Origin of the sequence: Escherichia sp. WS338 (genome assembly GCF_046486405.1) — a bacterium.
Lineage (GTDB): Bacteria > Pseudomonadota > Gammaproteobacteria > Enterobacterales > Enterobacteriaceae > Escherichia > Escherichia coli.
Map to the genome: position 1 here is coordinate 24,974 of NZ_JBJQLL010000017.1, position 25,442 is coordinate 50,415.

General features: G+C 52.4%; 25 protein-coding genes and 5 tRNA genes. 14 read left to right on the forward strand and 16 right to left on the reverse strand.

Features of this window, described 5'->3' with window-relative positions; translation table 11 throughout:
- Positions 1–2 precede the first annotated feature (2 nt).
- The 5 genes from ygaZ to emrB all read left to right on the forward strand — a co-directional run bounded on the left by ygaZ (position 3) and on the right by emrB (position 4,540).
- Positions 3–740: an L-valine exporter subunit YgaZ gene (gene ygaZ / locus ACJHWT_RS15835; RefSeq protein WP_000445658.1), complete on the forward strand. Its 738-nt coding sequence runs from the start codon at positions 3–5 to the stop codon at positions 738–740.
- Entirely contained in the window at positions 730–1,065 is a 336-nt protein-coding gene (gene ygaH, locus ACJHWT_RS15840; protein WP_000119759.1) for an L-valine transporter subunit YgaH, read from the forward strand. The genes ygaZ and ygaH overlap by 11 nt, the downstream gene beginning before the upstream one ends.
- Positions 1,066–1,155: 90 nt before the next feature.
- A complete protein-coding gene (gene emrR, locus ACJHWT_RS15845) occupies positions 1,156–1,686 on the forward strand; it encodes a multidrug efflux transporter EmrAB transcriptional repressor EmrR (RefSeq protein WP_000378442.1) in 531 nt (176 codons plus the stop codon).
- A gap of 126 nt (positions 1,687–1,812) precedes the next feature.
- Positions 1,813–2,985, forward strand: a complete 1,173-nt coding sequence (emrA, locus tag ACJHWT_RS15850; RefSeq protein ID WP_001295175.1) for a multidrug efflux MFS transporter periplasmic adaptor subunit EmrA — start codon at positions 1,813–1,815, stop codon at positions 2,983–2,985.
- Positions 2,986–3,001: 16 nt separating this feature from the next.
- Positions 3,002–4,540: a multidrug efflux MFS transporter permease subunit EmrB gene (gene emrB / locus ACJHWT_RS15855; protein WP_001295176.1), complete on the forward strand. Its 1,539-nt coding sequence runs from the start codon at positions 3,002–3,004 to the stop codon at positions 4,538–4,540.
- 63 nt (positions 4,541–4,603) lie between these two features.
- Here the strand turns inward: emrB and luxS are convergent, their stop codons facing one another.
- The 15 genes from luxS to mltB form a co-directional block, all read right to left on the reverse strand.
- A complete protein-coding gene (gene luxS, locus ACJHWT_RS15860; RefSeq protein ID WP_001130208.1) occupies positions 4,604–5,119 on the reverse strand; it encodes an S-ribosylhomocysteine lyase in 516 nt (171 codons plus the stop codon).
- A 149-nt stretch (positions 5,120–5,268) separates the two neighbouring features.
- Entirely contained in the window at positions 5,269–6,825 is a 1,557-nt protein-coding gene (gene gshA, locus ACJHWT_RS15865) for a glutamate--cysteine ligase (protein WP_000611804.1), read from the reverse strand.
- A gap of 72 nt (positions 6,826–6,897) precedes the next feature.
- The gene (locus tag ACJHWT_RS15870) at positions 6,898–7,326 is read right to left on the reverse strand and encodes a YqaA family protein (protein ID WP_001287454.1); all 429 of its coding nucleotides are present in this window, start codon (positions 7,324–7,326) and stop codon (positions 6,898–6,900) included.
- On the reverse strand, positions 7,323–7,889 hold the full coding sequence (gene yqaB / locus ACJHWT_RS15875; RefSeq protein WP_000273309.1) for a fructose-1-phosphate/6-phosphogluconate phosphatase: 567 nt from the start codon (positions 7,887–7,889) through the stop codon (positions 7,323–7,325). The genes ACJHWT_RS15870 and yqaB overlap by 4 nt, the downstream gene beginning before the upstream one ends.
- A 282-nt stretch (positions 7,890–8,171) precedes the next feature.
- A tRNA-Arg gene (locus ACJHWT_RS15880) sits at positions 8,172–8,248 on the reverse strand.
- Between the two features lie 63 nt (positions 8,249–8,311).
- Positions 8,312–8,388, reverse strand: a tRNA-Arg gene (locus ACJHWT_RS15885).
- A gap of 62 nt (positions 8,389–8,450) precedes the next feature.
- A tRNA-Arg gene (locus ACJHWT_RS15890) sits at positions 8,451–8,527 on the reverse strand.
- A gap of 198 nt (positions 8,528–8,725) precedes the next feature.
- Positions 8,726–8,802, reverse strand: a tRNA-Arg gene (locus tag ACJHWT_RS15895).
- Positions 8,803–8,805: 3 nt separating this feature from the next.
- Positions 8,806–8,898, reverse strand: a tRNA-Ser gene (locus ACJHWT_RS15900).
- Between the two features lie 315 nt (positions 8,899–9,213).
- Complete coding sequence (gene csrA, locus ACJHWT_RS15905) at positions 9,214–9,399, reverse strand: carbon storage regulator CsrA (protein WP_000906486.1); 186 nt, start codon at positions 9,397–9,399, stop codon at positions 9,214–9,216.
- A gap of 234 nt (positions 9,400–9,633) precedes the next feature.
- Positions 9,634–12,264 carry an alanine--tRNA ligase gene (alaS, locus tag ACJHWT_RS15910; RefSeq protein WP_000047196.1) on the reverse strand — a complete coding sequence of 877 codons (2,631 nt, stop codon included), beginning with the start codon at positions 12,262–12,264 and terminating at the stop codon, positions 9,634–9,636.
- 127 nt (positions 12,265–12,391) lie between these two features.
- A complete protein-coding gene (gene recX / locus ACJHWT_RS15915; protein WP_000140506.1) occupies positions 12,392–12,892 on the reverse strand; it encodes a recombination regulator RecX in 501 nt (166 codons plus the stop codon).
- A 67-nt stretch (positions 12,893–12,959) separates the two neighbouring features.
- The gene (gene recA / locus ACJHWT_RS15920; RefSeq protein ID WP_000963143.1) at positions 12,960–14,021 is read right to left on the reverse strand and encodes a recombinase RecA; all 1,062 of its coding nucleotides are present in this window, start codon (positions 14,019–14,021) and stop codon (positions 12,960–12,962) included.
- A gap of 79 nt (positions 14,022–14,100) precedes the next feature.
- Complete coding sequence (gene pncC, locus ACJHWT_RS15925) at positions 14,101–14,598, reverse strand: nicotinamide-nucleotide amidase (protein ID WP_000132231.1); 498 nt, start codon at positions 14,596–14,598, stop codon at positions 14,101–14,103.
- A gap of 144 nt (positions 14,599–14,742) precedes the next feature.
- Positions 14,743–15,828, reverse strand: coding sequence for a lytic murein transglycosylase B (gene mltB / locus ACJHWT_RS15930; RefSeq protein WP_000476837.1), 1,086 nt, complete (start codon positions 15,826–15,828; stop codon positions 14,743–14,745).
- 255 nt (positions 15,829–16,083) lie between these two features.
- On the opposite strand from mltB, the gene srlA reads away from it, so the two are divergent.
- The 7 genes from srlA to gutQ all read left to right on the forward strand — a co-directional run bounded on the left by srlA (position 16,084) and on the right by gutQ (position 21,031).
- Positions 16,084–16,647: a PTS glucitol/sorbitol transporter subunit IIC gene (srlA, locus tag ACJHWT_RS15935; protein WP_000573321.1), complete on the forward strand. Its 564-nt coding sequence runs from the start codon at positions 16,084–16,086 to the stop codon at positions 16,645–16,647.
- Complete coding sequence (gene srlE, locus ACJHWT_RS15940; RefSeq protein WP_000196936.1) at positions 16,644–17,603, forward strand: PTS glucitol/sorbitol transporter subunit IIB; 960 nt, start codon at positions 16,644–16,646, stop codon at positions 17,601–17,603. Before srlA ends, srlE begins: the two co-directional genes overlap by 4 nt.
- Before the next feature lie 10 nt (positions 17,604–17,613).
- The gene (srlB, locus tag ACJHWT_RS15945; protein ID WP_000216198.1) at positions 17,614–17,985 is read left to right on the forward strand and encodes a PTS glucitol/sorbitol transporter subunit IIA; all 372 of its coding nucleotides are present in this window, start codon (positions 17,614–17,616) and stop codon (positions 17,983–17,985) included.
- A gap of 3 nt (positions 17,986–17,988) precedes the next feature.
- Positions 17,989–18,768: a sorbitol-6-phosphate dehydrogenase gene (gene srlD, locus ACJHWT_RS15950; RefSeq protein WP_001077354.1), complete on the forward strand. Its 780-nt coding sequence runs from the start codon at positions 17,989–17,991 to the stop codon at positions 18,766–18,768.
- A 105-nt stretch (positions 18,769–18,873) separates the two neighbouring features.
- Positions 18,874–19,233 (forward strand): transcriptional regulator GutM, encoded by a 360-nt coding sequence (gutM, locus tag ACJHWT_RS15955; RefSeq protein ID WP_000252908.1) that lies wholly within the window; start codon positions 18,874–18,876, stop codon positions 19,231–19,233.
- 66 nt (positions 19,234–19,299) lie between these two features.
- Entirely contained in the window at positions 19,300–20,073 is a 774-nt protein-coding gene (gene srlR, locus ACJHWT_RS15960; protein WP_000804544.1) for a glucitol operon DNA-binding transcriptional repressor SrlR, read from the forward strand.
- Complete coding sequence (gutQ, locus tag ACJHWT_RS15965) at positions 20,066–21,031, forward strand: arabinose-5-phosphate isomerase GutQ (protein WP_001287404.1); 966 nt, start codon at positions 20,066–20,068, stop codon at positions 21,029–21,031. Before srlR ends, gutQ begins: the two co-directional genes overlap by 8 nt.
- Here the strand turns inward: gutQ and norR are convergent.
- The gene (gene norR / locus ACJHWT_RS15970; RefSeq protein ID WP_000010724.1) at positions 21,028–22,542 is read right to left on the reverse strand and encodes a nitric oxide reductase transcriptional regulator NorR; all 1,515 of its coding nucleotides are present in this window, start codon (positions 22,540–22,542) and stop codon (positions 21,028–21,030) included. The two genes, gutQ and norR, sit on opposite strands and share 4 nt — an antisense overlap.
- A 186-nt stretch (positions 22,543–22,728) precedes the next feature.
- Between norR and norV the strand changes: the two genes are divergently transcribed.
- The gene (gene norV / locus ACJHWT_RS15975) at positions 22,729–24,168 is read left to right on the forward strand and encodes an anaerobic nitric oxide reductase flavorubredoxin (protein WP_000029612.1); all 1,440 of its coding nucleotides are present in this window, start codon (positions 22,729–22,731) and stop codon (positions 24,166–24,168) included.
- Complete coding sequence (norW, locus tag ACJHWT_RS15980; protein ID WP_000064720.1) at positions 24,165–25,298, forward strand: NADH:flavorubredoxin reductase NorW; 1,134 nt, start codon at positions 24,165–24,167, stop codon at positions 25,296–25,298. Before norV ends, norW begins: the two co-directional genes overlap by 4 nt.
- The last annotated feature ends 144 nt before the right edge of the window (positions 25,299–25,442 follow it).

Here is a 25,442-nt window from a genome sequence, read left to right on the forward strand (position 1 = left end):
CTATGGAAAGCCCTACTCCACAGCCTGCTCCTGGTTCGGCGACCTTCATGGAAGGATGCAAAGACAGTTTACCGATTGTTATTAGTTATATTCCGGTGGCCTTTGCGTTCGGTCTGAATGCGACCCGTCTGGGATTCTCTCCTCTCGAAAGCGTTTTTTTCTCCTGCATCATTTATGCAGGCGCGAGCCAGTTCGTCATTACCGCGATGCTGGCAGCCGGGAGTAGTTTGTGGGTTGCTGCACTGACCGTCATGGCAATGGATGTTCGCCATGTTTTGTATGGCCCGTCACTGCGTAGCCGTATTATTCAGCGTCTGCAAAAATCGAAAACCGCCCTGTGGGCATTTGGCCTGACGGATGAGGTTTTTGCCGCCGCAACCGCAAAACTGGTACGCAATAATCGCCGCTGGAGCGAGAACTGGATGATCGGCATTGCCTTCAGTTCATGGTCATCGTGGGTATTTGGTACGGTAATAGGGGCATTCTCCGGCAGCGGCTTGCTGCAAGGATATCCCGCCGTTGAAGCAGCATTAGGTTTTATGCTTCCGGCACTCTTTATGAGTTTCCTGCTCGCCTCTTTCCAGCGCAAACAATCTCTTTGCGTTACCGCAGCGTTAGTTGGTGCCCTTGCAGGCGTAACGCTATTTTCTATTCCCGTCGCCATTCTGGCAGGCATTGTCTGTGGCTGCCTCACTGCGTTAATCCAGGCATTCTGGCAAGGAGCGCCCGATGAGCTATGAGGTTCTGCTGCTTGGGTTACTGGTTGGCACGGCGAATTATTGCTTCCGCTATTTGCCGCTGCGCCTGCGTGTGGGTAATGCCCGCCCAACCAAACGTGGCGCGATAGGCATATTGCTCGACACCATTGGCATCGCCTCGATATGCGCTCTGCTGGTTGTCTCTACCGCACCAGAAGTGATGCACGATACACGCCGTTTCGTGCCCACGCTGGTCGGCTTCGCGGTACTGGGTGCCAGTTTCTATAAAACACGCAGCATTATCATCCCAACACTGCTTAGTGCGCTGGCCTACGGGCTCGCCTGGAAAGTGATGGCGATTATATAACCCACAAGAATCATTTTTCTAAAACAATACATTTACTTTATTCGTCACTGTCGTTACTATATCGGCTGAAATTAATGAGGTCATACCCAAATGGATAGTTCGTTTACGCCCATTGAACAAATGCTAAAATTTCGCGCCAGCCGCCACGAAGATTTTCCTTATCAGGAGATCCTTCTGACTCGTCTTTGCATGCACATGCAAAGCAAGCTGCTGGAGAACCGCAATAAAATGCTGAAGGCTCAGGGGATTAACGAGACGTTGTTTATGGCGTTGATTACGCTGGAGTCTCAGGAAAACCACAGTATTCAGCCTTCTGAATTGAGTTGTGCTCTTGGATCATCCCGTACCAACGCGACGCGTATTGCCGATGAACTGGAAAAACGCGGTTGGATCGAACGTCGTGAAAGCGATAACGATCGCCGCTGCCTGCATCTGCAATTAACGGAAAAAGGTCACGAGTTTTTGCGCGAGGTTTTACCACCGCAGCATAACTGCCTGCATCAACTCTGGTCCGCGCTCAGCACAACAGAAAAAGATCAGCTCGAGCAAATCACCCGCAAATTGCTCTCCCGTCTCGACCAGATGGAACAAGACGGTGTGGTTCTCGAAGCGATGAGCTAACGCGTCATCTCGCTCAAAAATCCAGATTTATAAAAGAAAAAATGACTGGCCAGCATCGCAACATGCTGGCCTTTTTGGCAAGCAGGTCGGCTCAGCCGATGAGTTAAGAAGATCGTGGAGAACAATATGAGCGCAAATGCGGAGACTCAAACCCCGCAGCAACCGGTAAAGAAGAGCGGCAAACGTAAGCGTCTGCTCCTCCTTCTCACCTTGCTCTTTATAATTATTGCCGTAGCGATAGGGATTTATTGGTTTTTGGTACTGCGTCATTTCGAAGAAACTGATGACGCATACGTGGCAGGGAATCAGATTCAAATTATGTCTCAGGTGTCTGGCAGCGTGACGAAAGTCTGGGCCGATAACACCGATTTTGTAAAAGAAGGCGATGTGCTGGTCACTCTCGACCCGACAGATGCTCGCCAGGCGTTTGAAAAAGCCAAAACTGCACTGGCTTCCAGCGTTCGCCAAACCCACCAGCTGATGATTAACAGCAAACAGTTGCAGGCGAATATTGAGGTGCAAAAAATCGCCCTCGCGAAAGCACAAAGCGACTACAACCGCCGTGTGCCGCTGGGCAATGCCAACCTGATTGGTCGCGAAGAGTTGCAACACGCCCGCGACGCCGTCACCAGTGCCCAGGCGCAACTGGACGTCGCTATTCAACAATACAATGCCAATCAGGCGATGATTCTGGGGACTAAACTGGAAGATCAGCCTGCCGTACAACAGGCTGCCACCGAAGTACGTAACGCCTGGCTGGCGCTGGAGCGTACCCGTATTGTCAGTCCGATGACCGGTTATGTCTCCCGCCGCGCGGTACAGCCTGGGGCGCAAATTAGCCCAACGACGCCGCTGATGGCGGTCGTTCCAGCCACCAATATGTGGGTGGATGCCAACTTTAAAGAGACGCAGATTGCCAATATGCGTATCGGTCAACCGGTCACCATCACCACCGATATTTACGGCGATGATGTGAAATACACCGGTAAAGTGGTTGGTCTGGATATGGGCACAGGTAGCGCGTTCTCACTGCTTCCGGCGCAAAACGCCACCGGTAACTGGATCAAAGTCGTTCAGCGTCTGCCTGTTCGTATTGAACTGGACCAGAAACAGCTGGAGCAATACCCGCTGCGTATCGGTTTATCCACGCTGGTGAGCGTCAATACCACTAACCGTGACGGTCAGGTACTGGCAAATAAAGTACGTTCCACACCGGTAGCGGTAAGCACCGCGCGTGAAATCAGCCTGGCACCTGTCAATAAACTGATCGACGATATCGTAAAAGCTAACGCTGGCTAATCCAGAGGTGCGTGTGATGCAACAGCAAAAACCGCTGGAAGGCGCGCAACTGGTCATTATGACGATTGCGCTGTCACTGGCGACATTCATGCAGGTGCTGGACTCCACCATTGCTAACGTGGCGATCCCCACTATCGCCGGGAATCTGGGCTCATCGCTCAGCCAGGGAACGTGGGTAATCACTTCTTTCGGGGTGGCGAATGCCATCTCGATCCCGCTTACCGGCTGGCTGGCAAAGCGCGTCGGGGAAGTGAAACTGTTCCTCTGGTCCACCATCGCCTTTGCTATTGCGTCGTGGGCGTGTGGTGTCTCCAGCAGCCTGAATATGCTGATCTTCTTCCGCGTGATTCAGGGGATTGTCGCCGGGCCGTTAATTCCGCTTTCGCAAAGTCTATTGCTGAATAACTACCCGCCAGCCAAACGCTCGATCGCGCTGGCGTTGTGGTCGATGACGGTGATTGTCGCGCCAATTTGCGGCCCGATCCTCGGCGGGTATATCAGCGATAATTACCACTGGGGCTGGATATTCTTCATCAACGTACCGATTGGCGTGGCGGTGGTGTTGATGACACTGCAAACCCTGCGCGGACGCGAAACCCGCACCGAACGGCGGCGGATTGATGCCGTGGGGCTGGCACTGCTGGTTATTGGTATCGGTAGCCTGCAGATTATGCTCGACCGCGGTAAAGAGCTGGACTGGTTCTCATCACAGGAAATTATCATCCTTACCGTGGTGGCAGTGGTGGCTATCTGCTTCCTGATTGTCTGGGAGCTGACCGACGATAACCCGATAGTCGATCTGTCGTTGTTTAAGTCGCGCAACTTCACCATCGGCTGTTTGTGTATCAGCCTCGCGTATATGCTCTACTTCGGCGCTATTGTTCTGCTGCCGCAGTTGTTGCAGGAGGTCTACGGTTACACGGCAACGTGGGCAGGTCTGGCCTCTGCGCCGGTAGGAATTATTCCGGTGATCCTGTCGCCGATTATCGGCCGCTTCGCGCATAAACTGGATATGCGGCGGCTGGTAACCTTCAGCTTTATTATGTATGCCGTCTGCTTCTACTGGCGTGCCTATACCTTTGAACCAGGTATGGATTTTGGCGCGTCGGCCTGGCCGCAGTTTATCCAGGGGTTTGCGGTGGCCTGCTTCTTTATGCCGCTGACCACCATTACGCTGTCTGGTTTGCCACCGGAACGACTGGCGGCGGCATCGAGCCTCTCTAACTTTACGCGAACGCTGGCGGGGTCTATCGGCACATCCATCACCACCACCATGTGGACCAACCGCGAGTCGATGCACCATGCGCAGTTGACTGAGTCGGTAAATCCGTTCAACCCGAATGCTCAGGCGATGTACAGTCAACTGGAAGGGCTTGGTATGACGCAACAGCAGGCATCAGGCTGGATTGCCCAGCAGATAACCAATCAGGGGCTGATTATTTCCGCTAATGAGATCTTCTGGATGTCAGCCGGGATATTCCTCGTCTTGCTGGGGCTGGTGTGGTTTGCTAAACCGCCATTTGGCGCAGGTGGCGGCGGAGGTGGTGCGCACTAAGTACAACTAAGCCAGTTCATTTGAACTGGCTTTTTTCAATTAATTGTGAAGATAGTTTACTGACTAAATGTGCAGTTCCTGCAACTTCTCTTTCGGCAGCGCCAGTTCTTCGTTGCTGTTGATGCGCACGTCACGTTCCAGAATGTTACGCGCAATATCCTGCGCTTCCTGCAACGAGTGCATCTGGTAAGTGCCACACTGGTAGACGTTCAGTTCCGGGATCTGATTCTGATCCTGCACTTTCAGCACGTCTTCCATTGCCGCTTTCCAGGCATCAGCGACACGCTGCTCATCTGGCGTACCAATCAGACTCATATAAAAACCGGTGCGGCAGCCCATTGGCGAGATATCGATAATCTCTACACCATTACCGTTAAGATGGTTACGCATAAAACCAGCAAACAGGTGCTCCAGGGTATGGATCCCTCTTTCTGGCATCACTTCTTTGTTCGGCACGCAGAAGCGCAGATCGAACACGGTGATTGCGTCGCCATGCGGGGTGTTCATTGTTTTCGCCACCCGAACTGCAGGCGCTTCCATCCGGGTATGATCGACTGTGAAGCTATCTAACAACGGCATTTAGCCACCTCCGGTAATTTTTTTAAAAATTTTCTGAACTCTTTCTTCCCAGGCGAGTCTGAGTATATGAAAGACGCGCATTTGTTATCATCATCCCTGAATTCAGAGATGAAATTTTGGCCACTCACGAGTGGCCTTTTTCTTTTCTGTCAGGCGTGTTTTTCCAGCCACACCGCAAACGGTTCGGTATCAGCGGCTTCCATTTCCTGCTGACGGCGTTCAGACGCCTCGCGCTCGGCTACAAAATCCTCTTCGCGCAGAATTTCCAGCGGCTCTTCACGCAGCAGATTACGGTAGGCTTCTGCAAACGCTTTGCCTGTTCCGCCAATACCAGTATCAATCATAGACCTTAAGATACGGGCAGAGAAAGTCAGATCGGGATTATCGAAGCAGGCGACCAGTTCATCACACACTTTCTGATACGCTTCGCCGCCGTTAATGCTATCCAGCGTTTGCGCGACGCGTTTCAGATCGCGGAACAGATCTTTACCCACCTGCGGTAACGGGAACTGCGCAGTTTCGCAGCCGATACCCAGCGTCAGGCCCGGTTTGCGACCTTCGAGGATCACCCGGTTCCAGTTAACGCGTGTACAGGCAAGTTCGCTACTGCTCATTTCCGGTGCGTCAGCCAGCGCACACCAGACCATAAACAGGTCGAGGAATCGCACCTGTTGTTCATCTACACCAATCGGCGAGAACGGGTTGATATCCAGCGAGCGGACTTCAATATATTCAATGCCGCCACGTAACAGCGCATCAGAAGGCGACTCACCACTGCGGGTAACGCGTTTTGGACGAATCGGCGCGTACAGTTCGTTTTCAATCTGCAGCACATTGCTGTTGATTTGCAGCCGCTTACCGTCTTTCTCAATACCAATCTTCGCGTACTCTTCCGATGGCGTTTTGATTGCCTGTTTAAGGCCCGCCACGTACTCGTAGAGATCATTGAAGGTGATACCAAGATTGCTTTGCGATTTATTGGTATAGCCAAGATCGCTCAAACGAAGAGAGGTCGCATACGGCAGGTAATACATACCGCACTCGGTTTTCTCAAACGGCAGCGACGTTGGTTTTCCTTGCAAGAAAGAAGAACAAATCGCTGGAGACGCACCAAACAGATAAGGAATGACCCAACCGAAGCGATAGTAGTTACGGATAACACGGAAATAACCCGCAGATATTTTCTCTTTGGCATCAGCGCCCGAGATATCACCGCACTTCGCTTGCCAGAATGCCATTGGCAAAGAGAAATTATAGTGCACGCCGGAAATGGTTTGCATCAGCGCGCCGTAGCGATTTTTCAGCCCTTCACGGTACAGCGTTTTAAAGCGACCGGTGTTAGAAGTGCCGTACTGTGCCAGTTCGATGTCCTGACCTTCTGCGATGTAGCATGGCATACTTAACGGCCACATCCGCTCATCGCCCATATTGCGCGCCGTATAACGATGCAGATCGCGCATAAAGGTCAACATATGTTCAATATCACCATCCACTGGTGTAATGAATTCCAGCAATGCTTCCGCAAAATCGGTAGTAATCCATTTGTGCGTCAGTGCGGAACCTAATGCTTCAGGATGACCTGTTGTTGCCAGTGTTCCATCAGCATTAACACGCAAAGTTTCGCGCTCCAGCCCACGCTGTATCCCCTTTAACGCCTGAGGATGTTTTTCCAGCCAGGCCAGCGCCTGTGATACGTCCGGGATCAAATTGACCTCCCGCCTGTCAAAATCGTTTTAATTAGCATAACTGTAATGGTGACCATATGTGCAGGCCTACAATTAGTGCCACCACATCATGCCCTGAACGGTCGCTGCTGCAACTGCAACATAGCGTAACGCTTTACCAAGGCACAAAAAAAAGATTACCGGCCCCCAGGAGATGCGCATCCATCCCGCTAACAGACACAGTAAATCGCCAACCACGGGCATCCAGCTTAATAATAGTGTGACTGCACCATAGCGTTTCAGCCAGCCGGTAGCTTTCTCTTGCCAGCGCGATGTTTTACGCAATGGAAAGAAACGCCCAAGGATAACGTTAGTTAACCCTCCAAGGCTATTACCCATTGTTGCTGTTAAAACTAAAACCCAGGGATGACTGATCCCGGAAAGCAACATTGCCACCAGCACGACTTCGGAGTTGCCGGGTAATAGTGTAGCGCTGAGAAAACTACTGGCAAACAACGAGAAAAGCGATAACGCTTCACTCACAGCAAGCGAACATCCACGGCGTCCATGCCTGCTGCACGGGCCGCCTGAATACCGAAATCGGCATCTTCAAAGACCACACACTGCGTCGGTTGCACGCCCATACGCTGCGCGCACAACAAAAATGTGTCTGGCGCGGGTTTATGGTGTTTGACGTGATCGGCAGCGACGACGGCGTCAAAATAACGGCGTAATCCCAGGTGTGCCAGCAATGCCTCAGCGATGGCGCTTTCACTCCCCGTTCCTACAGCCATTGGGCGACGACCATGCCAGCTTTTCACCACTTCAACAAGAGGAAGCGGCTCGACACTATCCAGCAGCATACTTCTTACTGCTTCTGTTTTTTCACGCGCTAACGCATGCGGGTCGAGATCGGCCTGATTCAGCTCAATAATTGCCTGAGCAATACGCCAGGTGGGCGAGCCATTAAGCGCAATCATCGCCTGAACATCGTACTGAAGACCGTAGTGCCCTAATACTTCGCGCCACGCTTTACGGTGCGTAGGCTCCGTATCCAGGATTGTGCCATCCATATCAAAAATTAAACCTGCATAACGCTCGTACATGGTCTTCTCGCAAGTCGAAAAATATGACGCTACTTTAGCGTAATTGCTTGATTTTGTCGCTGATGGCGAAGGAGAAGAAAATTCAGGAAATGGATAAAGTAGTTATTTAGAAATGAGATATTTTTGAAGGAAATTTTTTGGAGAAGATGGTGCATCCGGGAGGATTACTCGCCTTGCGGCTCGCCCTTCGGGCCGTTGCTAAAGCAACGTTATCCTCCCTGGTGCCTGCGGTTAATACCGCTACCTCTTCGATATCTTCATTGCTGAAGATTTCGGATAATATGGTGCATCCGGGAGGATTCGAACCTCCGACCGCTCGGTTCGTAGCCGAGTACTCTATCCAGCTGAGCTACGGATGCATCGGGAAAATTTATTTTACTGCTGATATTGATATCGCTACTAAGGCCATATCAAGTAAGAGATGGTGCATCCGGGAGGATTCGAACCTCCGACCGCTCGGTTCGTAGCCGAGTACTCTATCCAGCTGAGCTACGGATGCATCGGAAAATTTATTTTACTGCTGATATTGATACCGCTACTAAAGCCATATCAAGTAAGAGATGGTGCATCCGGGAGGATTCGAACCTCCGACCGCTCGGTTCGTAGCCGAGTACTCTATCCAGCTGAGCTACGGATGCATCGGGAAACTTACTTTACTGCAGATTTTTTGATACCGCTACTAAAGCCGTATCAAGTAAGAGATGGTGCATCCGGGAGGATTACTCGCCTTGCGGCTCGCCCTTCGGGCCGTTGCTAAAGCAACGTTATCCTCCCTGGTGCCTGCGGTTATTACCGCCACCTCTTCCATACCTTCATCGCTGAAGGTACGTAGAATATGGTGCATCCGGGAGGATTCGAACCTCCGACCGCTCGGTTCGTAGCCGAGTACTCTATCCAGCTGAGCTACGGATGCAAATGGCGGTGAGGCGGGGATTCGAACCCCGGATGCAGCTTTTGACCGCATACTCCCTTAGCAGGGGAGCGCCTTCAGCCTCTCGGCCACCTCACCACACGCCTCTTACGAGTGCTTCGAAGAACTTGTTTATCGCTCATCGTCGCTGCGTGGCGCACATATTACTTTCTGAGACTTATAAGTCAAACAATTTTTCCCACACTTTTATCGTTTGCACACTTCACGTTCAATTAGTCTGTAAAAACGTCAAAAAGAGTGTTTTATCAACAGAAAAATGGAGGTCTGACAGATAGCAGTAATGTAAAAAAATGGAGACTTAAGTTGAATGAACGGGAGTAAAGCGAAAAGACTATAGAGTGAAGGAGAAATTTTGAGGGTGCGTCTCACCGATAAAGATGAGACGCGGAAAGATTAGTAACTGGACTGCTGGGATTTTTCAGCCTGGATACGCTGGTAGATCTCTTCACGGTGAACAGAAACTTCCTTCGGGGCATTTACGCCAATACGTACCTGGTTGCCCTTTACCCCTAAAACTGTCACGGTGACCTCATCCCCAATCATGAGGGTCTCACCAACTCGACGAGTCAGAATCAGCATTCTTTGCTCCTTGAAAGATTAAAAGAGTCGGGTCTCTCTGTATCCCGGCATTATCCATCATATAACGCCAAAAAGTAAGCAATGACAAACACATTACATCTAAGCAGTCATGGCATTACATTCTGTTAAACCTAAGTTTAGCCGATATACACAACTTCAACCTGACTTTATCGTTGTCGATAGCGTTAATGCGAATGCCGTGAAGCGAGTCCACGGCATTGCCTTACGCTTATATTATTGCAATTTCGCGCTGACCCAGCCTTTCACACTGGCTAACGCTGCAGGTAAGGCCGCAGCATCCGTACCACCGGCTTGCGCCATGTCAGGACGTCCACCACCCTTGCCGCCCACCTGCTGAGCGACCATACCAATCAGTTCCCCTGCTTTCACACGATCTGTGACGTCCTTAGATACGCCTGCAATCAGAGAAACCTTACCTTCGGCTACCGTTGCCAGCACGATAATTGTCGACCCCAGCTGATTTTTTAAATCGTCAACCATGGTACGCAACATTTTCGGCTCAACACCGCTAAGCTCGCTAACCAACAGCTTAACACCATTAACATCAATTGCCTTACTGGAAAGATTTGCGCTCTCCTGTGCGGCAGCTTGTTCTTTAAGCTGTTGTAGTTCTTTTTCTAACTGACGCGTACGTTCCAGTACTGAGCGCACTTTATCAGCCAGATTATTGCTATCGCCTTTCAGCAGATGTGCGACTTCGCTTAAGCGATCGCTGTCTGCATGAACGGTGGCGATAGCGCCTTCTCCGGTTACCGCTTCAATACGACGAACGCCTGCAGCAGTACCCGATTCAGAGATGATGCGGAACAGACCAATATCACCAGTGCGGCTGGCGTGAGTACCGCCACACAGCTCGGTGGAGAAATCGCCCATGCTCAGCACGCGTACGCGCTCATCATACTTCTCGCCGAACAGCGCCATCGCACCTTTCGCTTTCGCCGCTTCGAGATCCATGATGTTGGTTTCGATCGGCAAATTGCGACGAATCTGTGCGTTCACCAGGTCTTCGACCGCACGAATCTCTTCCGGTTTCATCGCTTCGTTGTGTGAGAAGTCGAAGCGCAGCACCTTGTCGTTAACCAGTGAACCTTTCTGCGATACATGAGTACCCAGAACCTGGCGCAGCGCAGCGTGCATCAGGTGCGTTGCGGAGTGATTCAGACGAATACGGGCGCGACGAGCCTCATCAACATCAGCCTGCACAGCGTCGCCCACTTTCAGAGAACCCGCAGCAAGTTTACCGATGTGACCAATCGCCTGGCCGTATTTCTGCGTATCTTCCACCACGAAGGAGAAGTTAGCGCCTTTCAGTTCGCCTTTATCACCAACCTGACCGCCGGATTCCGCATAGAATGGCGTTTGATCCAGCACGACCACAGCTTCCTGGCCTGCATTGATGGCATCAACCGCTTTACCATCAACAAACAGCGCGGTCACTTTGCCGTTCAGTTCCAGATGGTCATAGCCTTTAAATTCAGATGCACTGTCAACACGGATCATTGCGTTGTAATCGGCACCAAAGCCGCTGGCTTCGCGCGCGCGACGACGCTGCTCTTCCATTGCTGCTTCAAAACCAGCTTCGTCAACTTTGATGTTGCGCTCACGACAAACGTCAGCCGTCAGGTCAACCGGGAAGCCATAGGTGTCGTACAGACGGAAAGCAGTTTCACCATCCAGCGTATCACCAGAAAGTTTTGCCAGCTCTTCATCCAGCAACGCCAGACCGCGCTCCAGAGTACGAGCAAACTGCTCTTCTTCAGTCTTCAGCACCTGCTCAACCTGCGCCTGCTGGCGTTTCAGGTCTTCACCCGCAGAGCCCATAACGTCGATCAGCGGACCAACCAGTTTGTAGAAGAAGGTTTCTTTCGCGCCGAGCATATTACCGTGACGCACTGCGCGACGAATGATACGACGCAGTACATAACCACGGTTTTCATTGGACGGCATTACGCCATCCGCGATCAGGAACGCACAAGAACGAATGTGGTCAGCGATTACGCGCAGCGATTTATTGCTCAGATCGGTTGCGCCAGTGACTTTCGCTACCGCCTGGATCAACGTGCGGAACAGGTCGATGTCATAGTTAGAGTTAACGTGTTGCAGCACCGCAGCAATACGCTCCAGACCCATACCGGTATCTACAGACGGCTTCGGCAGCGGTTCCATCGTGCCATCGGCCTGGCGGTTGAACTGCATGAAGACGATGTTCCAGATCTCAATGTAGCGGTCGCCGTCTTCTTCCGGACTTCCCGGAGGGCCACCCCAAATGTGGTCGCCGTGATCGTAGAAGATTTCGGTGCACGGGCCGCACGGACCAGTGTCACCCATCTGCCAGAAGTTGTCAGATGCGTATGGCGCACCTTTGTTATCGCCGATGCGAATAATACGTTCGCGCGGGATCCCTACTTCTTTTTCCCAGATTTCGTAGGCTTCGTCGTCGCTTTCATAGACGGTAACCCACAGACGCTCTTTCGGCAGGGCAAACCATTTTTCGCTGGTCAGCAGTTCCCATGCAAACTGAATGGCATCGTGTTTGAAATAGTCGCCGAAGCTGAAGTTGCCCAGCATTTCGAAGAAGGTATGGTGACGCGCGGTGTAACCGACGTTTTCCAGGTCGTTGTGTTTACCACCCGCACGCACGCAGCGTTGGGAAGTGGTAGCGCGGGAATAATTACGCTTGTCGAGCCCAAGGAACACATCCTTGAACTGGTTCATCCCGGCGTTGGTAAACAACAAAGTTGGGTCGTTATGGGGTACCAGGGAGCTGCTGGCAACTACCTGATGTCCCTTACTATGGAAAAAGTCGAGAAACGCCTGACGGATCTCAGCGGTGCTCTTGCTCATAATTATCCTGAAATCAAGCTAACGAAATATCGCCACCAGCTCCAGCGTGTCTTAACCGCCGGGCTGGTAACTGAAAAGTGGGAATAAGATAAGTTTTCTTGACTGGGAAGTAAAATACCGTATGCGTTCAGTCGGCAAAATTTCGCCAAATATCCTGGATATCTTCCATCAGATAGCCACGATAGAGCAGAAAACGCTGGATCTTAACTTTTTCTGAAAAGACAGTTGGCAAAGGTTCACCATATTTTCGCGTCGCCTGATCGCGCGCCAGTGCGCACCAGTCGATGTCACATTCACGCATCGCTTTTTCTGTCGCTTCGCGGGAAATACCTTTCTGATTCAGTTCCTGGCGAATACGCGCAGGTCCATAACCTTTGCGGCTACGGCTGGCGATAAAGCGCGCAACAAATCGGCTGTCATCGAGATAGCCATGTTCATGGCACCAGGCAATAACGCGCTCGTAATCTTCTGCCGTAGCATCAATCTCTTCTGGGCCATTTTTGCCCATAATCGGTGCCGCGAGTTTACGTCGCAGTTCTTGCTCACTGTGATCGCGCACCGCCAGAATGCGTACCGCACGATCCAACAGGCGAGCATATGCCGGGCGACGGGACGTTGATTCTGTCATGGCATATCCTTACAACTTAAAAAGCAAAAGGGCCGCAGATGCGACCCTTGTGTATCAAACAAGACGATTAAAAATCTTCGTTAGTTTCTGCTACGCCTTCGCTATCATCTACAGAGAAATCCGGCGTTGAGTTCGGGTTGCTCAGCAGCAACTCACGTACTTTCTTCTCGATCTCTTTCGCGGTTTCCGGGTTATCTTTCAGCCAGGCAGTTGCATTCGCTTTACCCTGACCGATCTTCTCACCTTTGTAGCTGTACCACGCGCCTGCTTTCTCGATCAGCTTCTCTTTTACGCCCAGGTCAACCAGTTCGCCGTAGAAGTTGATACCTTCGCCGTAGAGGATCTGGAATTCAGCCTGTTTAAACGGCGCAGCGATTTTGTTCTTCACCACTTTCACGCGGGTTTCGCTACCCACCACGTTTTCGCCCTCTTTCACCGCGCCGATACGACGGATGTCGAGACGAACAGAGGCGTAGAATTTCAGCGCGTTACCACCGGTAGTGGTTTCCGGGTTACCGAACATCACACCAATTTTCATACGGATCTGGTTGATGAAGATCAGCAGCGTGTTGGACTGCTTCAGGTTACCCGCCAGCTTACGCATCGCCTGGCTCATCATACGTGCCGCAAGGCCCATGTGAGAGTCGCCGATTTCGCCTTCGATTTCCGCTTTCGGCGTCAGTGCCGCCACGGAGTCAACGACGATAACGTCTACTGCGCCAGAACGCGCCAGGGCGTCACAGATTTCCAGTGCCTGCTCGCCGGTGTCCGGCTGGGAGCACAGCAGGTTGTCGATATCGACGCCCAGTTTACGTGCGTAGATTGGGTCCAGCGCGTGTTCAGCATCGATAAACGCACAGGTTTTACCTTCACGCTGCGCTGCGGCGATCACCTGCAACGTCAGCGTGGTTTTACCGGAAGATTCCGGTCCGTAGATTTCGACGATACGGCCCATCGGCAGACCACCTGCCCCAAGCGCGATATCCAGTGAAAGCGAACCGGTAGAGATGGTTTCCACATCCATGGAACGGTCTTCACCCAGGCGCATGATGGAGCCTTTACCAAATTGTTTCTCAATCTGGCCCAGTGCTGCCGCCAACGCTTTCTGTTTGTTTTCGTCGATAGCCATTTTTACTCCTGTCATGCCGGGTAATACCGGATAGTCAATATGTTCTGTTGAAGCAATTATACTGTATGCTCATACAGTATCAAGTGTTTTGTAGAAATTGTTGCCACAAGGTCTGCAATGCATACGCAGTAGCCTGACGGCGCACCGCATCACGGTCGCCGCTGAAGCATTCCCGCCGGGTAATGCCTTCACCGCGGGCAGTGGCAAAAGCAAACCAGACGGTGCCGACAGGCTTCTCTTCACTGCCGCCATCCGGCCCGGCGATACCACTAATAGACACGGCGTAATCAGCACGAGCCGCTTTCAGTGCGCCTATCGCCATTTCCACCACGACGGGTTCGCTCACCGCGCCATGCTGCGCCAGCGTCTCTTCGCGTACGCCGATCATTTGCGCTTTCGCTTCGTTACTGTAGGTGACAAATCCGCGTTCAAACCAGGCGGAACTGCCGGCAATATCGGTAATCACTTTCGCTACCCAACCGCCGGTACAAGACTCAGCAGTTGTTACGGTTGCGCCACGGGCTTTCAGCGCCTGCCCAACCTGTTCGCTTAACTGCATCAGTTCACTGTCAGTCATCACAACCTCTGTCAGTCAAAAATTTATGCCGGACAAGATAGCACTTTCGTCAGGAAGATGGTGTTGGCGTTGCAATTTTACGAGGAGGATTCAGAAAAAAGCTGATTAGCCAGAGGGAAGCTCACGCCCCCCTCTTGCAAATAGTTACTGCACGCGCGCCAGCGCCACGGCTTGTCCTAACTGCCAGACCGCCATTGCGTAATGGGTGCTGTGGTTATAACGGGTAATGGTGTAGAAGTTCGGCAGACCGTACCAGTACTGGTAACCGGTACCGACATCCAGACGCAGCAGGCTGGCTTGTTGATGGTTGCCCAGCGGCTGCTGTGGCGTTAAACCTGCCGCGGCAAGCTGCGAAATGCTGTACCTGGTTTTGAAGCCATTTGGCAAGCCTGGAGCCTGACCGTTTGCCATTACCGCGACCTGATCGCCTTTCACCCAGCCGTGCGCTTTGAAATAGTTCGCCACGCTACCGATCGCATCAACCGGATCCCACAGGTTGATATGCCCATCGCCGCTGAAATCCACTGCATATTGTTTGTAAGACGACGGCATAAACTGTCCGTAGCCCATCGCCCCGGCAAAGGAACCTTTCAGATTGAGCGGATCGTCCTGCTCGTCGCGCGCCATCAACAGGAAGGTTTCCAGCTCGCCAGAGAAATACTCCGCGCGGCGTGGGTAGTTAAATGACAGCGTTGCCAGCGCATCGAGGATGCGAGTTTTCCCCATCACGCGCCCCCAGCGGGTTTCAACGCCGATAATCCCGACGATAATTTCCGGCGGTACGCCATACACCTGCCACGCGCGATTCAACGCATCTTCATACTGATTCCAGAAAACCACACCGTTCTGTACATTGTCCGGCGTAATAAATTTTTTGCGATAACGCAGCCATGCGCCGTTCGGACCTGATGGCGGTTTCACCGATGTCGTTGGTGCCTGGTTATCCATCAGCCGCAGTACCGAATCCAGACGTTTCGCCTGGGAGAGAATTTCCTGCAACTGCTGACGATCGAAACCGTGTTTGTTCACCATTTTGTCGATGAACTGCTGGGCATTCGGGTTATTAGCGAAATCGCCGCCCATCTGCATCACATTGTGCTGCGGCTCAAGCAGGAAGCCGCCAGACGGCGTTCCGGTGGTCGTTTCAGTCTCAGTAGGTTTTGGCTTGCTGCTACAGGCGGCAAGCAACACAAAAAGGGGAAGCAATGTTACATAACGACGCTTGAACATGAGGGGTCCATTTAACAGATTCAACCAAGGGCAAGTATGGTAAAGCATCACGCCCCGCACAAGGAAGCGGTAGTCACTGCCCGATACGGACTTTACATAACTCAACTCATTCTCCTCGCTATCCTTTTACTCAAACTTTCAAATTAAAATATTTATCTTTCATTTTGCGATCAAAATAACACTTTTAAATCTTTCAATCTGATTAGATTAGGTTGCCGTTTGGTAATAAAACAATAAATCCTGAAGGAGAGAACAATGATAGAAACCATTACTCATGGTGCAGAGTGGTTTATCGGGCTGTTCCAAAAGGGCGGAGAGGTGTTTACCGGGATGGTGACCGGCATTCTTCCGCTGTTGATTAGCCTGCTGGTTATCATGAACGCACTGATTAATTTTATCGGTCAGCATCGTATTGAACGTTTTGCTCAACGTTGCGCCGGTAATCCTGTTTCCCGTTACCTGCTGTTACCGTGCATTGGCACGTTTGTCTTTTGCAATCCGATGACCTTAAGCCTGGGTCGCTTTATGCCGGAAAAATACAAACCCAGCTACTACGCAGCGGCCTCTTATAGCTGCCACTCAATGAATGGCCTCTTCCCTCATATCAACCCTGGCGAACTGTTTGTTTATCTTGGCATTGCCAGCGGTCTGACGACGCTGAATCTGCCACTTGGCCCACTGGCAGTGAGTTATCTGCTGGTTGGTTTGGTCACCAACTTCTTCCGCGGCTGGGTAACCGATCTGACCACCGCTATTTTCGAGAAAAAGATGGGCATTCAACTTGAACAAAAAGTTCACCTGGCAGGAGCAACATCATGACACGCATTCGGATCGAAAAAGGAACGGGTGGCTGGGGCGGCCCGCTTGAGCTGGAAGCCACGCCGGGCAAAAAAATCGTCTATATCACCGCCGGTACCCGGCCTGCGATTGTTGACAAACTGGCACAGCTTACTGGCTGGCAAGCTATCGACGGATTTAAAGAAGGTGAACCCGCGGAGGCGGAAATTGGTGTCGCGGTAATCGACTGTGGCGGCACATTACGCTGCGGCATCTATCCGAAACGGCGTATTCCCACCATTAATATCCACTCGACGGGCAAGTCCGGCCCGCTGGCGCAGTACATTGTGGAAGATATTTATGTCTCTGGTGTAAAAGAAGAAAACATCACTGTAGTGGGTGAGGCGACACCACAACCCTCTTCCGTGGGCCGTGACTATGACACCAGCAAGAAAATCACCGAACAAAGCGATGGTTTACTGGCGAAGGTGGGAATGGGTATGGGTTCTGCCGTTGCCGTGTTGTTTCAATCTGGTCGTGACACCATCGACACTGTATTAAAAACCATTCTGCCGTTTATGGCGTTCGTCTCGGCGCTTATCGGCATCATTATGGCTTCCGGTCTTGGCGACTGGATTGCCCACGGTCTTGCTCCGCTGGCGAGCCATCCTCTGGGGCTGGTCATGCTGGCGCTCATCTGCTCCTTCCCGCTGCTTTCACCTTTCCTCGGCCCAGGCGCAGTTATCGCACAGGTTATCGGCGTATTGATTGGCGTGCAGATTGGTCTCGGCAATATTCCGCCGCATCTGGCTTTACCTGCACTGTTTGCCATCAACGCGCAGGCGGCCTGCGACTTCATCCCGGTCGGTTTGTCGCTGGCGGAAGCTCGTCAGGACACGGTTCGCGTCGGTGTCCCTTCTGTTCTGGTGAGCCGCTTTTTAACCGGCGCGCCAACTGTACTGATCGCCTGGTTTGTCTCCGGTTTTATCTATCAATAGAGGCTGAAACATGACCGTTATTTATCAGACCACCATCACCCGTATCGGCGCGAGTGCCACTGACGCCCTCAGCGACCAGATGCTCATCACCTTTCGTGAAGGCGCGCCTGCGGATCTCGAAGAGTATTGCTTCATTCATTGCCACGGCGAGTTGAAAGGTGCACTCCATCCCGGTTTGCAATTTTCTCTCGGGCAGCATCACTATCCGGTGACCGCCGTTGGCAGCGTGGCGGAAGACAACCTTCGCGAACTGGGTCATGTCACCCTGCGCTTCGATGGTTTAAGCGAAGCGGAATTTCCGGGCACTGTCCATGTGGCAGGCCCTGTACCCGACGATATCGCGCCGGGATCGGTTTTGAAGTTTGAATCTGTTAAGGAGTAAAAAATGAATCAGGTTGCCGTTGTCATCGGTGGTGGGCAAACCTTAGGCGCGTTCCTGTGCCACGGTCTGGCTGCCGAGGGGTATCGCGTGGCGGTTGTCGATATTCAGAGCGACAAAGCCGCAAATGTGGCACAAGAAATTAACGCCGAATATGGTGAAGGAACAGCGTACGGTTTTGGTGCTGACGCCACCAGCGAGCAAAGCGTTCTGGCGCTTTCTCGTGGGGTAGATGAAATCTTTGGTCGCGTGGATTTGCTGGTCTACAGCGCCGGAATAGCAAAAGCAGCCTTTATCAGCGACTTCCAGCTCGGCGATTTTGACCGTTCGCTACAGGTGAATCTGGTGGGTTATTTCCTGTGTGCCCGTGAATTTTCGCGTTTGATGATCCGCGACGGGATTCAGGGTCGCATTATTCAGATCAACTCGAAATCCGGCAAAGTGGGCAGCAAACACAACTCTGGCTACAGCGCAGCGAAATTTGGTGGCGTCGGGCTGACTCAATCACTGGCACTGGATCTGGCGGAGTACGGCATTACGGTGCATTCGCTGATGCTCGGTAACCTGCTGAAATCGCCTATGTTCCAGTCACTGTTGCCACAATACGCGACCAAGCTGGGTATCAAACCGGAGCAAGTCGAGCAGTATTACATCGATAAAGTACCGCTCAAACGCGGCTGCGATTATCAGGATGTGCTGAATATGCTGCTGTTCTACGCCAGTCCTAAGGCGTCGTACTGCACTGGTCAGTCGATCAATGTCACCGGCGGTCAGGTGATGTTCTGATTAACAGCGGAGATCCGTTAAGGATCTCCGCGCGACTAATAGAATGCCTGATGCGCTACGCTTATCAGGCCTACAGGACTTCCGCCACTACATTACGGAGAAGTTATGGTATCCGCACTCATCACCGTCGCCGTTATCGCCTGGTGTGCGCAACTGGCCTTAGGCGGTTGGCAAATTTCTCGTTTTAACCGTGCCTTCGACACGCTATGCCAGCAAGGGAGGGTTGGCGTGGGCCGTTCCAGCGGGCGCTTTAAACCGCGGGTCGTGGTCGCTATTGCGCTGGACGATCAGCAGCGCATCGTCGACACCTTGTTTATGAAAGGACTGACCGTCTTCGCCCGACCGCAAAAAATTCCCGCAATTACCGGCATGCATGCGGGTGATTTACAGCCCGATGTGATCTTTCCCCATGATCCACTATCACAGAATGCTCTATCATTGGCGCTTAAACTGAAACGTGGATAATTTCGTTGTGAATGTTACTTGCTTGCGAAGTTATCATTTTGAAACCTAAATCAGGTAATCACGCCCATGAAACCTCGTCAGCGTCAGGCCGCCATTCTGGAGTATCTACAAAAGCAGGGTAAATGCTCGGTTGAAGAATTGGCGCAATACTTTGACACCACAGGCACAACCATTCGCAAAGATCTGGTCATTCTGGAACATGCCGGAACCGTCATTCGTACTTATGGCGGCGTGGTGTTGAACAAAGAGGAATCCGATCCGCCTATCGATCATAAAACGCTTATCAACACCCACAAAAAAGAGCTGATTGCAGAAGCTGCCGTTGGTTTTATTCATGATGGCGACTCAATAATTCTTGATGCTGGCAGTACCGTGTTGCAGATGGTGCCTCTGCTATCGCGCTTTAATAACATCACGGTGATGACCAACAGCCTGCACATCGTCAATGCGCTATCCGAACTGGATAACGAACAAACTATCCTGATGCCAGGCGGAACATTTCGCAAAAAATCGGCCTCATTTCACGGGCAACTGGCAGAGAATGCCTTCGAGCATTTCACCTTCGATAAATTGTTTATGGGCACCGACGGCATCGATCTCAATGCGGGCGTAACCACCTTTAACGAGGTCTATACCGTCAGTAAGGCGATGTGTAATGCCGCGCGCGAAGTGATTTTGATGGCTGACTCATCGAAGTTTGGTCGTAAAAGCCCCAACGTGGTTTGTAGTCTTGAAAGCGTCGATAAGCTGATTACCGACGCAGGTATCGATCCAGCGTTTCGTCAGGCGCTGGAAGAAAAAGGGATCGACGTGATCATAACCGGAGAGAGCAATGAGTGAAGCACTACTGAACGCGGGACGTCAGACGTTAATGCTGGAGTTGCAGGAAGCAAGCCATTTACCGGAACGTCTGGGCGATGATTTCGTTCGCGCCGCCAATATCATCCTGCACTGCGAAGGCAAAGTGGTGGTTTCGGGAATTGGCAAATCGGGCCACATTGGTAAGAAAATCGCCGCAACGCTTGCCAGCACCGGCACACCGGCTTTTTTTGTCCATCCGGCAGAAGCACTGCACGGCGATCTGGGGATGATTGAAAGCCGCGATGTGATGCTGTTTATCTCTTATTCCGGTGGCGCGAAGGAACTGGATCTCATTATTCCGCGTCTGGAAGACAAATCTATCGCGCTGCTGGCAATGACCGGAAAACCGACGTCACCGCTGGGCCTGGCGGCGAAAGCGGTGCTGGATATCTCCGTAGAACGCGAAGCCTGCCCGATGCACCTTGCGCCGACCTCCAGCACCGTGAATACCCTGATGATGGGCGACGCGCTGGCGATGGCAGTCATGCAGGCGCGTGGTTTTAATGAAGAAGATTTTGCCCGCTCCCACCCAGCCGGGGCACTGGGCGCTCGCTTGCTGAACAAAGTGCATCATCTTATGCGTCGTGACGATGCCATCCCGCAGGTGGCGTTAACCGCCAGCGTGATGGACGCGATGCTGGAACTTAGCCGCACCGGTTTAGGTCTGGTGGCAGTGTGCGATGATCAACGACTGGTGAAAGGCGTCTTTACCGACGGTGATTTACGTCGCTGGCTGGTTGGCGGCGGCGCACTCACCACGCCAGTCAATGAAGCGATGACGGTCGGCGGCACCACGTTGCAATCGCAAAGCCGTGCCATCGACGCCAAAGAAATCCTGATGAAACGCAAAATCACCGCCGCACCGGTAGTGGATGAAAACGGCAAACTCACCGGCGCAATTAACCTGCAGGATTTCTATCAGGCCGGGATTATTTAATCCTTCAGCCCCAGACGTTTCGCCAGCCGATGCAGGTTGGCGACGTCGGTTTCCAGCATCCGCGCACAGGCGGCCCAGTTGTGATGATTTTGCGCCAGTGCCTGACGAATGGTTTCACGCTGGAACGCTTCTGTCGCTTCACGCAGGTTTTGCTTAACAACGGGCACCGCCGCCGCTTCTGGCGGCGGCAACGTCACCTCAGGAAAAGCAAAATGTTGCGCCTCAAGAATCACTTCATCGCCGCTGCGGGTTGCTCTCGCCAGCACTACCGCCCGATGAATAGCATGTTCCAGTTCACGAACGTTCCCCGGAAAATTGTAGTGTTGCAGTAAATTTCGCGCTCCGGCACTTAATACCACTCGGGAGAGCCCCAGCCGCAAACGACACTGCTCGCAGAAATACCCCGCCAGCAGAATGACATCATCGCCCCGCTCACGCAGCGGCGGCACTGAAAGTGGAAACACGCTCAGGCGGTGGAACAAGTCAGCGCGAAATCGCCCTGCCAGTACCTCTTCGCGTAAGTCACGGTTAGTCGCCGCCAGCACGCGCACATCGACCCGCAAACTGCGGTCATCGCCAACGCGTTGAATATCGCCATACTGCAACACCCTCAGCAGCTTGGCCTGCAATGCCAACGACAACTCGCCGATCTCATCGAGAAACAGCGTGCCGTTATCCGCCATTTCAAACTTCCCGCTGCGGTTACTGATAGCACCAGTAAACGCCCCTTTCACATGCCCGAACAACTCACTTTCCGCCACACTTTCCGGCAGTGCGGCACAGTTGAGATAGACCAGCGGATTCACCGCCCGTGGCGAGGCTTCATGAATCGCTTTCGCCACCAGCTCCTTACCGGTTCCCGTCTCACCGCTAATTAAAACGTTGAGATCGGATGCCGCCACAATCTCAATCTCTTTTTTCAATTGCGTCATGCCAGGGGACAAACCAATCATCTGCGTCTGTTTCACCGCTTCAAACGGCGCGGCATCGCCTGGCAGCATATTCTGGCTTTCCAGTTGTTCAATCAGCAATGCATTGCTTAACGCTCCCGCCGCCAGTGCGGCAATCAGCCGTAGCTCTTCGTCGCTGAAAACATCGAACTGATCGGGCTGCATCCCGTCGAGCGTCAAGGCACCGATCAGGTTTTGCCCGGCAAACAACGGCAAACCAACGCAGGCGTGAACCTTCAGACTCTCCTGCCCTGGAATCAAACCGTCATAAGGATCGGGCAATTCGCTGTCTGCGGGAAAGCGCACCACATCACCCGCGCGGGCAATCGCTTCCAGCCGTGGATGACCTTCCAGCGCAAAGCGTCTACCGAGTACATCCTTCGCCAGCCCGTCGATGGCAAGCGGAATAAACTGCCGCGAGTCGTAACGTAGCAACGCAGACGCATCGCACTCCAGCACCTGACGCAGCGTGGTGATCAGGCGCTGAAAACGATCCTGATGACCAATCCCACGCTGCAATTCGATGGCGATATTCGCCAGCACATCAACGGAAAAACTCATCTTTGCCTCACTGTCAATTTGACTATAGATATTGTCATATCGACCATTTTATTGATAGTCATTTTGACTACTCATTAATGAGCACAATTTTATTTATAGAGTAAAAACAATTAGATAAAAAACTGGCACGCAATCTGCAATTAGCAAGACATCTTTTTAGAACACGCTGAATAAATTGAGGTTGCTATGTCTATTGTGGTGAAAAATAACATTCATTGGGTTGGTCAACGTGACTGGGAAGTGCGTGATTTTCACGGTACAGAATATAAAACGCTGCGCGGCAGCAGCTACAACAGCTACCTCATCCGCGAAGAAAAAAACGTGCTGATCGACACCGTCGACCATAAATTCAGCCGCGAATTTGTGCAGAACCTGCGTAATGAAATCGATCTGGCGGATATCGATTACATCGTAATTAACCATGCTGAAGAGGACCACGCCGGGGCGCTGACCGAACTGATGGCACAAATTCCCGATACGCCGATCTACTGTACTGCCAACGCTATCGACTCGATAAATGGTCATCACCATCATCCGGAGTGGAATTTTAATGTAGTGAAAACTGGCGACACGCTGGATATCGGCAACGGCAAACAACTCATTTTTGTCGAAACGCCAATGCTGCACTGGCCGGACAGCATGATGACTTACCTGACAGGCGACGCGGTGCTGTTCAGTAACGATGCTTTCGGTCAGCACTACTGCGACGAGCATCTGTTCAACGATGAAGTGGATCAGACGGAGCTTTTCGAGCAGTGCCAGCGTTACTACGCCAATATCCTGACGCCGTTCAGCCGCCTGGTAACGCCGAAAATTACCGAGATCCTGGGCTTTAACTTACCAGTCGATATGATAGCGACCTCTCACGGCGTGGTATGGCGCGATAACCCGACGCAAATTGTCGAGCTGTACCTGAAATGGGCGGCGGATTATCAGGAAGACAGAATCACCATTTTCTACGACACCATGTCGAATAATACCCGCATGATGGCCGATGCTATAGCCCAGGGTATTGCGGAAACCGACCCACGCGTAGCGGTGAAAATTTTCAACGTCGCCCGAAGCGATAAAAACGAAATCCTGACCAATGTCTTCCGCTCAAAAGGCGTGCTGGTCGGCACTTCGACGATGAATAACGTGATGATGCCGAAAATCGCCGGGCTGGTGGAGGAGATGACCGGATTACGCTTCCGTAACAAACGCGCCAGCGCTTTCGGCTCTCACGGCTGGAGCGGCGGTGCGGTGGATCGTCTTTCCACGCGCCTGCAGGATGCGGGTTTCGAAATGTCGCTTAGCCTGAAAGCCAAATGGCGACCGGACCAGGACGCTCTGGAGTTATGTCGTGAACACGGTCGCGAAATCGCCCGTCAGTGGGCGCTCGCGCCGCTGCCACAGAGCACGGTGAATACGGTGGTTGAAGAAGAAACCTCTGCCGCCACGACGGCTGACCTCGGCCCACGGATGCAATGCAGCGTCTGCCAGTGGATTTACGATCCGGCAAAAGGCGAGCCAATGCAGGACGTTGCGCCAGGAACGCCGTGGCGTGAAGTCCCGGATAACTTCCTGTGCCCGGAATGCTCTCTCGGCAAAGACGTCTTTGACGAACTGGCATCGGAGGCAAAATGAGCAACGGCATTGTGATCATTGGTTCGGGCTTCGCCGCCCGCCAACTGGTGAAAAATATTCGCAAACAGGACGCCAGTATTCCATTAACCCTGATTGCCGCCGACAGCATGGATGAGTACAACAAACCTGACCTCAGCCATGTTATCAGTCAGGGGCAACGTGCCGACGACCTTACCCGCCAGACGGCAGGTGAATTTGCCGAGCAGTTTAATCTGCGCCTGTTTCCGCACACCTGGGTAACGGATATCGATGCCGAAGCCCATGTGGTGAAAAGTCAGAATAATCAGTGGCAATACGACAAGCTGGTGCTGGCAACCGGTGCCAGCGCCTTTGTCCCGCCAGTGCCCGGGCGTGAGTTAATGCTGACGTTAAATAGTCAGCAAGAGTATCGCGCCTGTGAAACGCAACTGCGGAATGCCCGACGCGTGTTGATTGTTGGCGGTGGCTTGATTGGTAGCGAACTGGCGATGGATTTTTGTCGTGCAGGCAAAGCGGTCACGCTAATCGACAACGCTGCCAGTATTCTGGCAGCGTTAATGCCACCGGAAGTAAGCAGCCGCTTGCAGCATCGGTTGACGGAGATGGGCGTTCATCTGCTGTTAAAATCTCAGTTGCAGGGGCTGGAAAAAACGGATTCTGGCATTCTGGCAACGCTGGACCGCCAGCGCAGCATCGAAGTGGATGCGGTAATTGCCGCCACCGGACTGCGCCCGGAAACCGCCCTGGCACGACGCGCCGGGCTGACGATTAATCGCGGCGTTTGCGTCGATAGTTATCTGCAAACCAGTAATGCCGATATTTATGCGCTGGGCGATTGCGCGGAAATTAACGGTCAGGTATTGCCGTTCCTCCAGCCGATTCAACTTAGCGCGATGGTGCTGGCAAAAAATCTTCTCGGCAATAACACGCCGCTGAAACTCCCGGCGATGCTGGTGAAAATCAAAACGCCGGAATTACCGCTGCATCTGGCAGGCGAAACCCAGCGTCAGGATTTACGCTGGCAAATTAATACCGAACGCCAGGGAATGGTGGCGCGCGGTGTTGATGATGCCGACCAGCTTCGCGCCTTTGTGGTCAGTGAGGATCGGATGAAAGAGGCGTTTGGATTGTTGAAAACGTTGCCGGTGTAGGCGAGCTACAGTGCCCCAAATGTCGGATGCGGCGCTGACGCGTCTTATCCGACCTACAGGGAACGCATGTGTTGATCACATAATACGTTTATGTCGCATCCTGCACTGTCCCAAAATGTCGGATGCGACGCTGGCGCGTCTTAT

What these genes read in the sequence shown, in the direction of transcription:
- ygaZ (WP_000445658.1), top strand. Translation starts at nt 3, where the DNA reads ATGGAAAGCCCTACTCCACAGCCTGCTCCTGGTTCGGCGACCTTCATG.
- alaS (WP_000047196.1), bottom strand. Translation starts at nt 12,264, where the DNA reads ATGAGCAAGAGCACCGCTGAGATCCGTCAGGCGTTTCTCGACTTTTTC.
- norR (WP_000010724.1), bottom strand. Translation starts at nt 22,542, where the DNA reads ATGAGTTTTTCCGTTGATGTGCTGGCGAATATCGCCATCGAATTGCAG.
- srlB (WP_000216198.1), top strand. Translation starts at nt 17,614, where the DNA reads ATGACCGTTATTTATCAGACCACCATCACCCGTATCGGCGCGAGTGCC.
- gutQ (WP_001287404.1), top strand. Translation starts at nt 20,066, where the DNA reads ATGAGTGAAGCACTACTGAACGCGGGACGTCAGACGTTAATGCTGGAG.
- emrA (WP_001295175.1), top strand. Translation starts at nt 1,813, where the DNA reads ATGAGCGCAAATGCGGAGACTCAAACCCCGCAGCAACCGGTAAAGAAG.
- emrB (WP_001295176.1), top strand. Translation starts at nt 3,002, where the DNA reads ATGCAACAGCAAAAACCGCTGGAAGGCGCGCAACTGGTCATTATGACG.
- norW (WP_000064720.1), top strand. Translation starts at nt 24,165, where the DNA reads ATGAGCAACGGCATTGTGATCATTGGTTCGGGCTTCGCCGCCCGCCAA.
- srlA (WP_000573321.1), top strand. Translation starts at nt 16,084, where the DNA reads ATGATAGAAACCATTACTCATGGTGCAGAGTGGTTTATCGGGCTGTTC.
- norV (WP_000029612.1), top strand. Translation starts at nt 22,729, where the DNA reads ATGTCTATTGTGGTGAAAAATAACATTCATTGGGTTGGTCAACGTGAC.
- ygaH (WP_000119759.1), top strand. Translation starts at nt 730, where the DNA reads ATGAGCTATGAGGTTCTGCTGCTTGGGTTACTGGTTGGCACGGCGAAT.
- csrA (WP_000906486.1), bottom strand. Translation starts at nt 9,399, where the DNA reads ATGCTGATTCTGACTCGTCGAGTTGGTGAGACCCTCATGATTGGGGAT.
- mltB (WP_000476837.1), bottom strand. Translation starts at nt 15,828, where the DNA reads ATGTTCAAGCGTCGTTATGTAACATTGCTTCCCCTTTTTGTGTTGCTT.
- recA (WP_000963143.1), bottom strand. Translation starts at nt 14,021, where the DNA reads ATGGCTATCGACGAAAACAAACAGAAAGCGTTGGCGGCAGCACTGGGC.
- emrR (WP_000378442.1), top strand. Translation starts at nt 1,156, where the DNA reads ATGGATAGTTCGTTTACGCCCATTGAACAAATGCTAAAATTTCGCGCC.
- gutM (WP_000252908.1), top strand. Translation starts at nt 18,874, where the DNA reads ATGGTATCCGCACTCATCACCGTCGCCGTTATCGCCTGGTGTGCGCAA.
- recX (WP_000140506.1), bottom strand. Translation starts at nt 12,892, where the DNA reads ATGACAGAATCAACGTCCCGTCGCCCGGCATATGCTCGCCTGTTGGAT.
- pncC (WP_000132231.1), bottom strand. Translation starts at nt 14,598, where the DNA reads ATGACTGACAGTGAACTGATGCAGTTAAGCGAACAGGTTGGGCAGGCG.
- yqaB (WP_000273309.1), bottom strand. Translation starts at nt 7,889, where the DNA reads ATGTACGAGCGTTATGCAGGTTTAATTTTTGATATGGATGGCACAATC.
- luxS (WP_001130208.1), bottom strand. Translation starts at nt 5,119, where the DNA reads ATGCCGTTGTTAGATAGCTTCACAGTCGATCATACCCGGATGGAAGCG.
- srlR (WP_000804544.1), top strand. Translation starts at nt 19,300, where the DNA reads ATGAAACCTCGTCAGCGTCAGGCCGCCATTCTGGAGTATCTACAAAAG.
- srlD (WP_001077354.1), top strand. Translation starts at nt 17,989, where the DNA reads ATGAATCAGGTTGCCGTTGTCATCGGTGGTGGGCAAACCTTAGGCGCG.
- srlE (WP_000196936.1), top strand. Translation starts at nt 16,644, where the DNA reads ATGACACGCATTCGGATCGAAAAAGGAACGGGTGGCTGGGGCGGCCCG.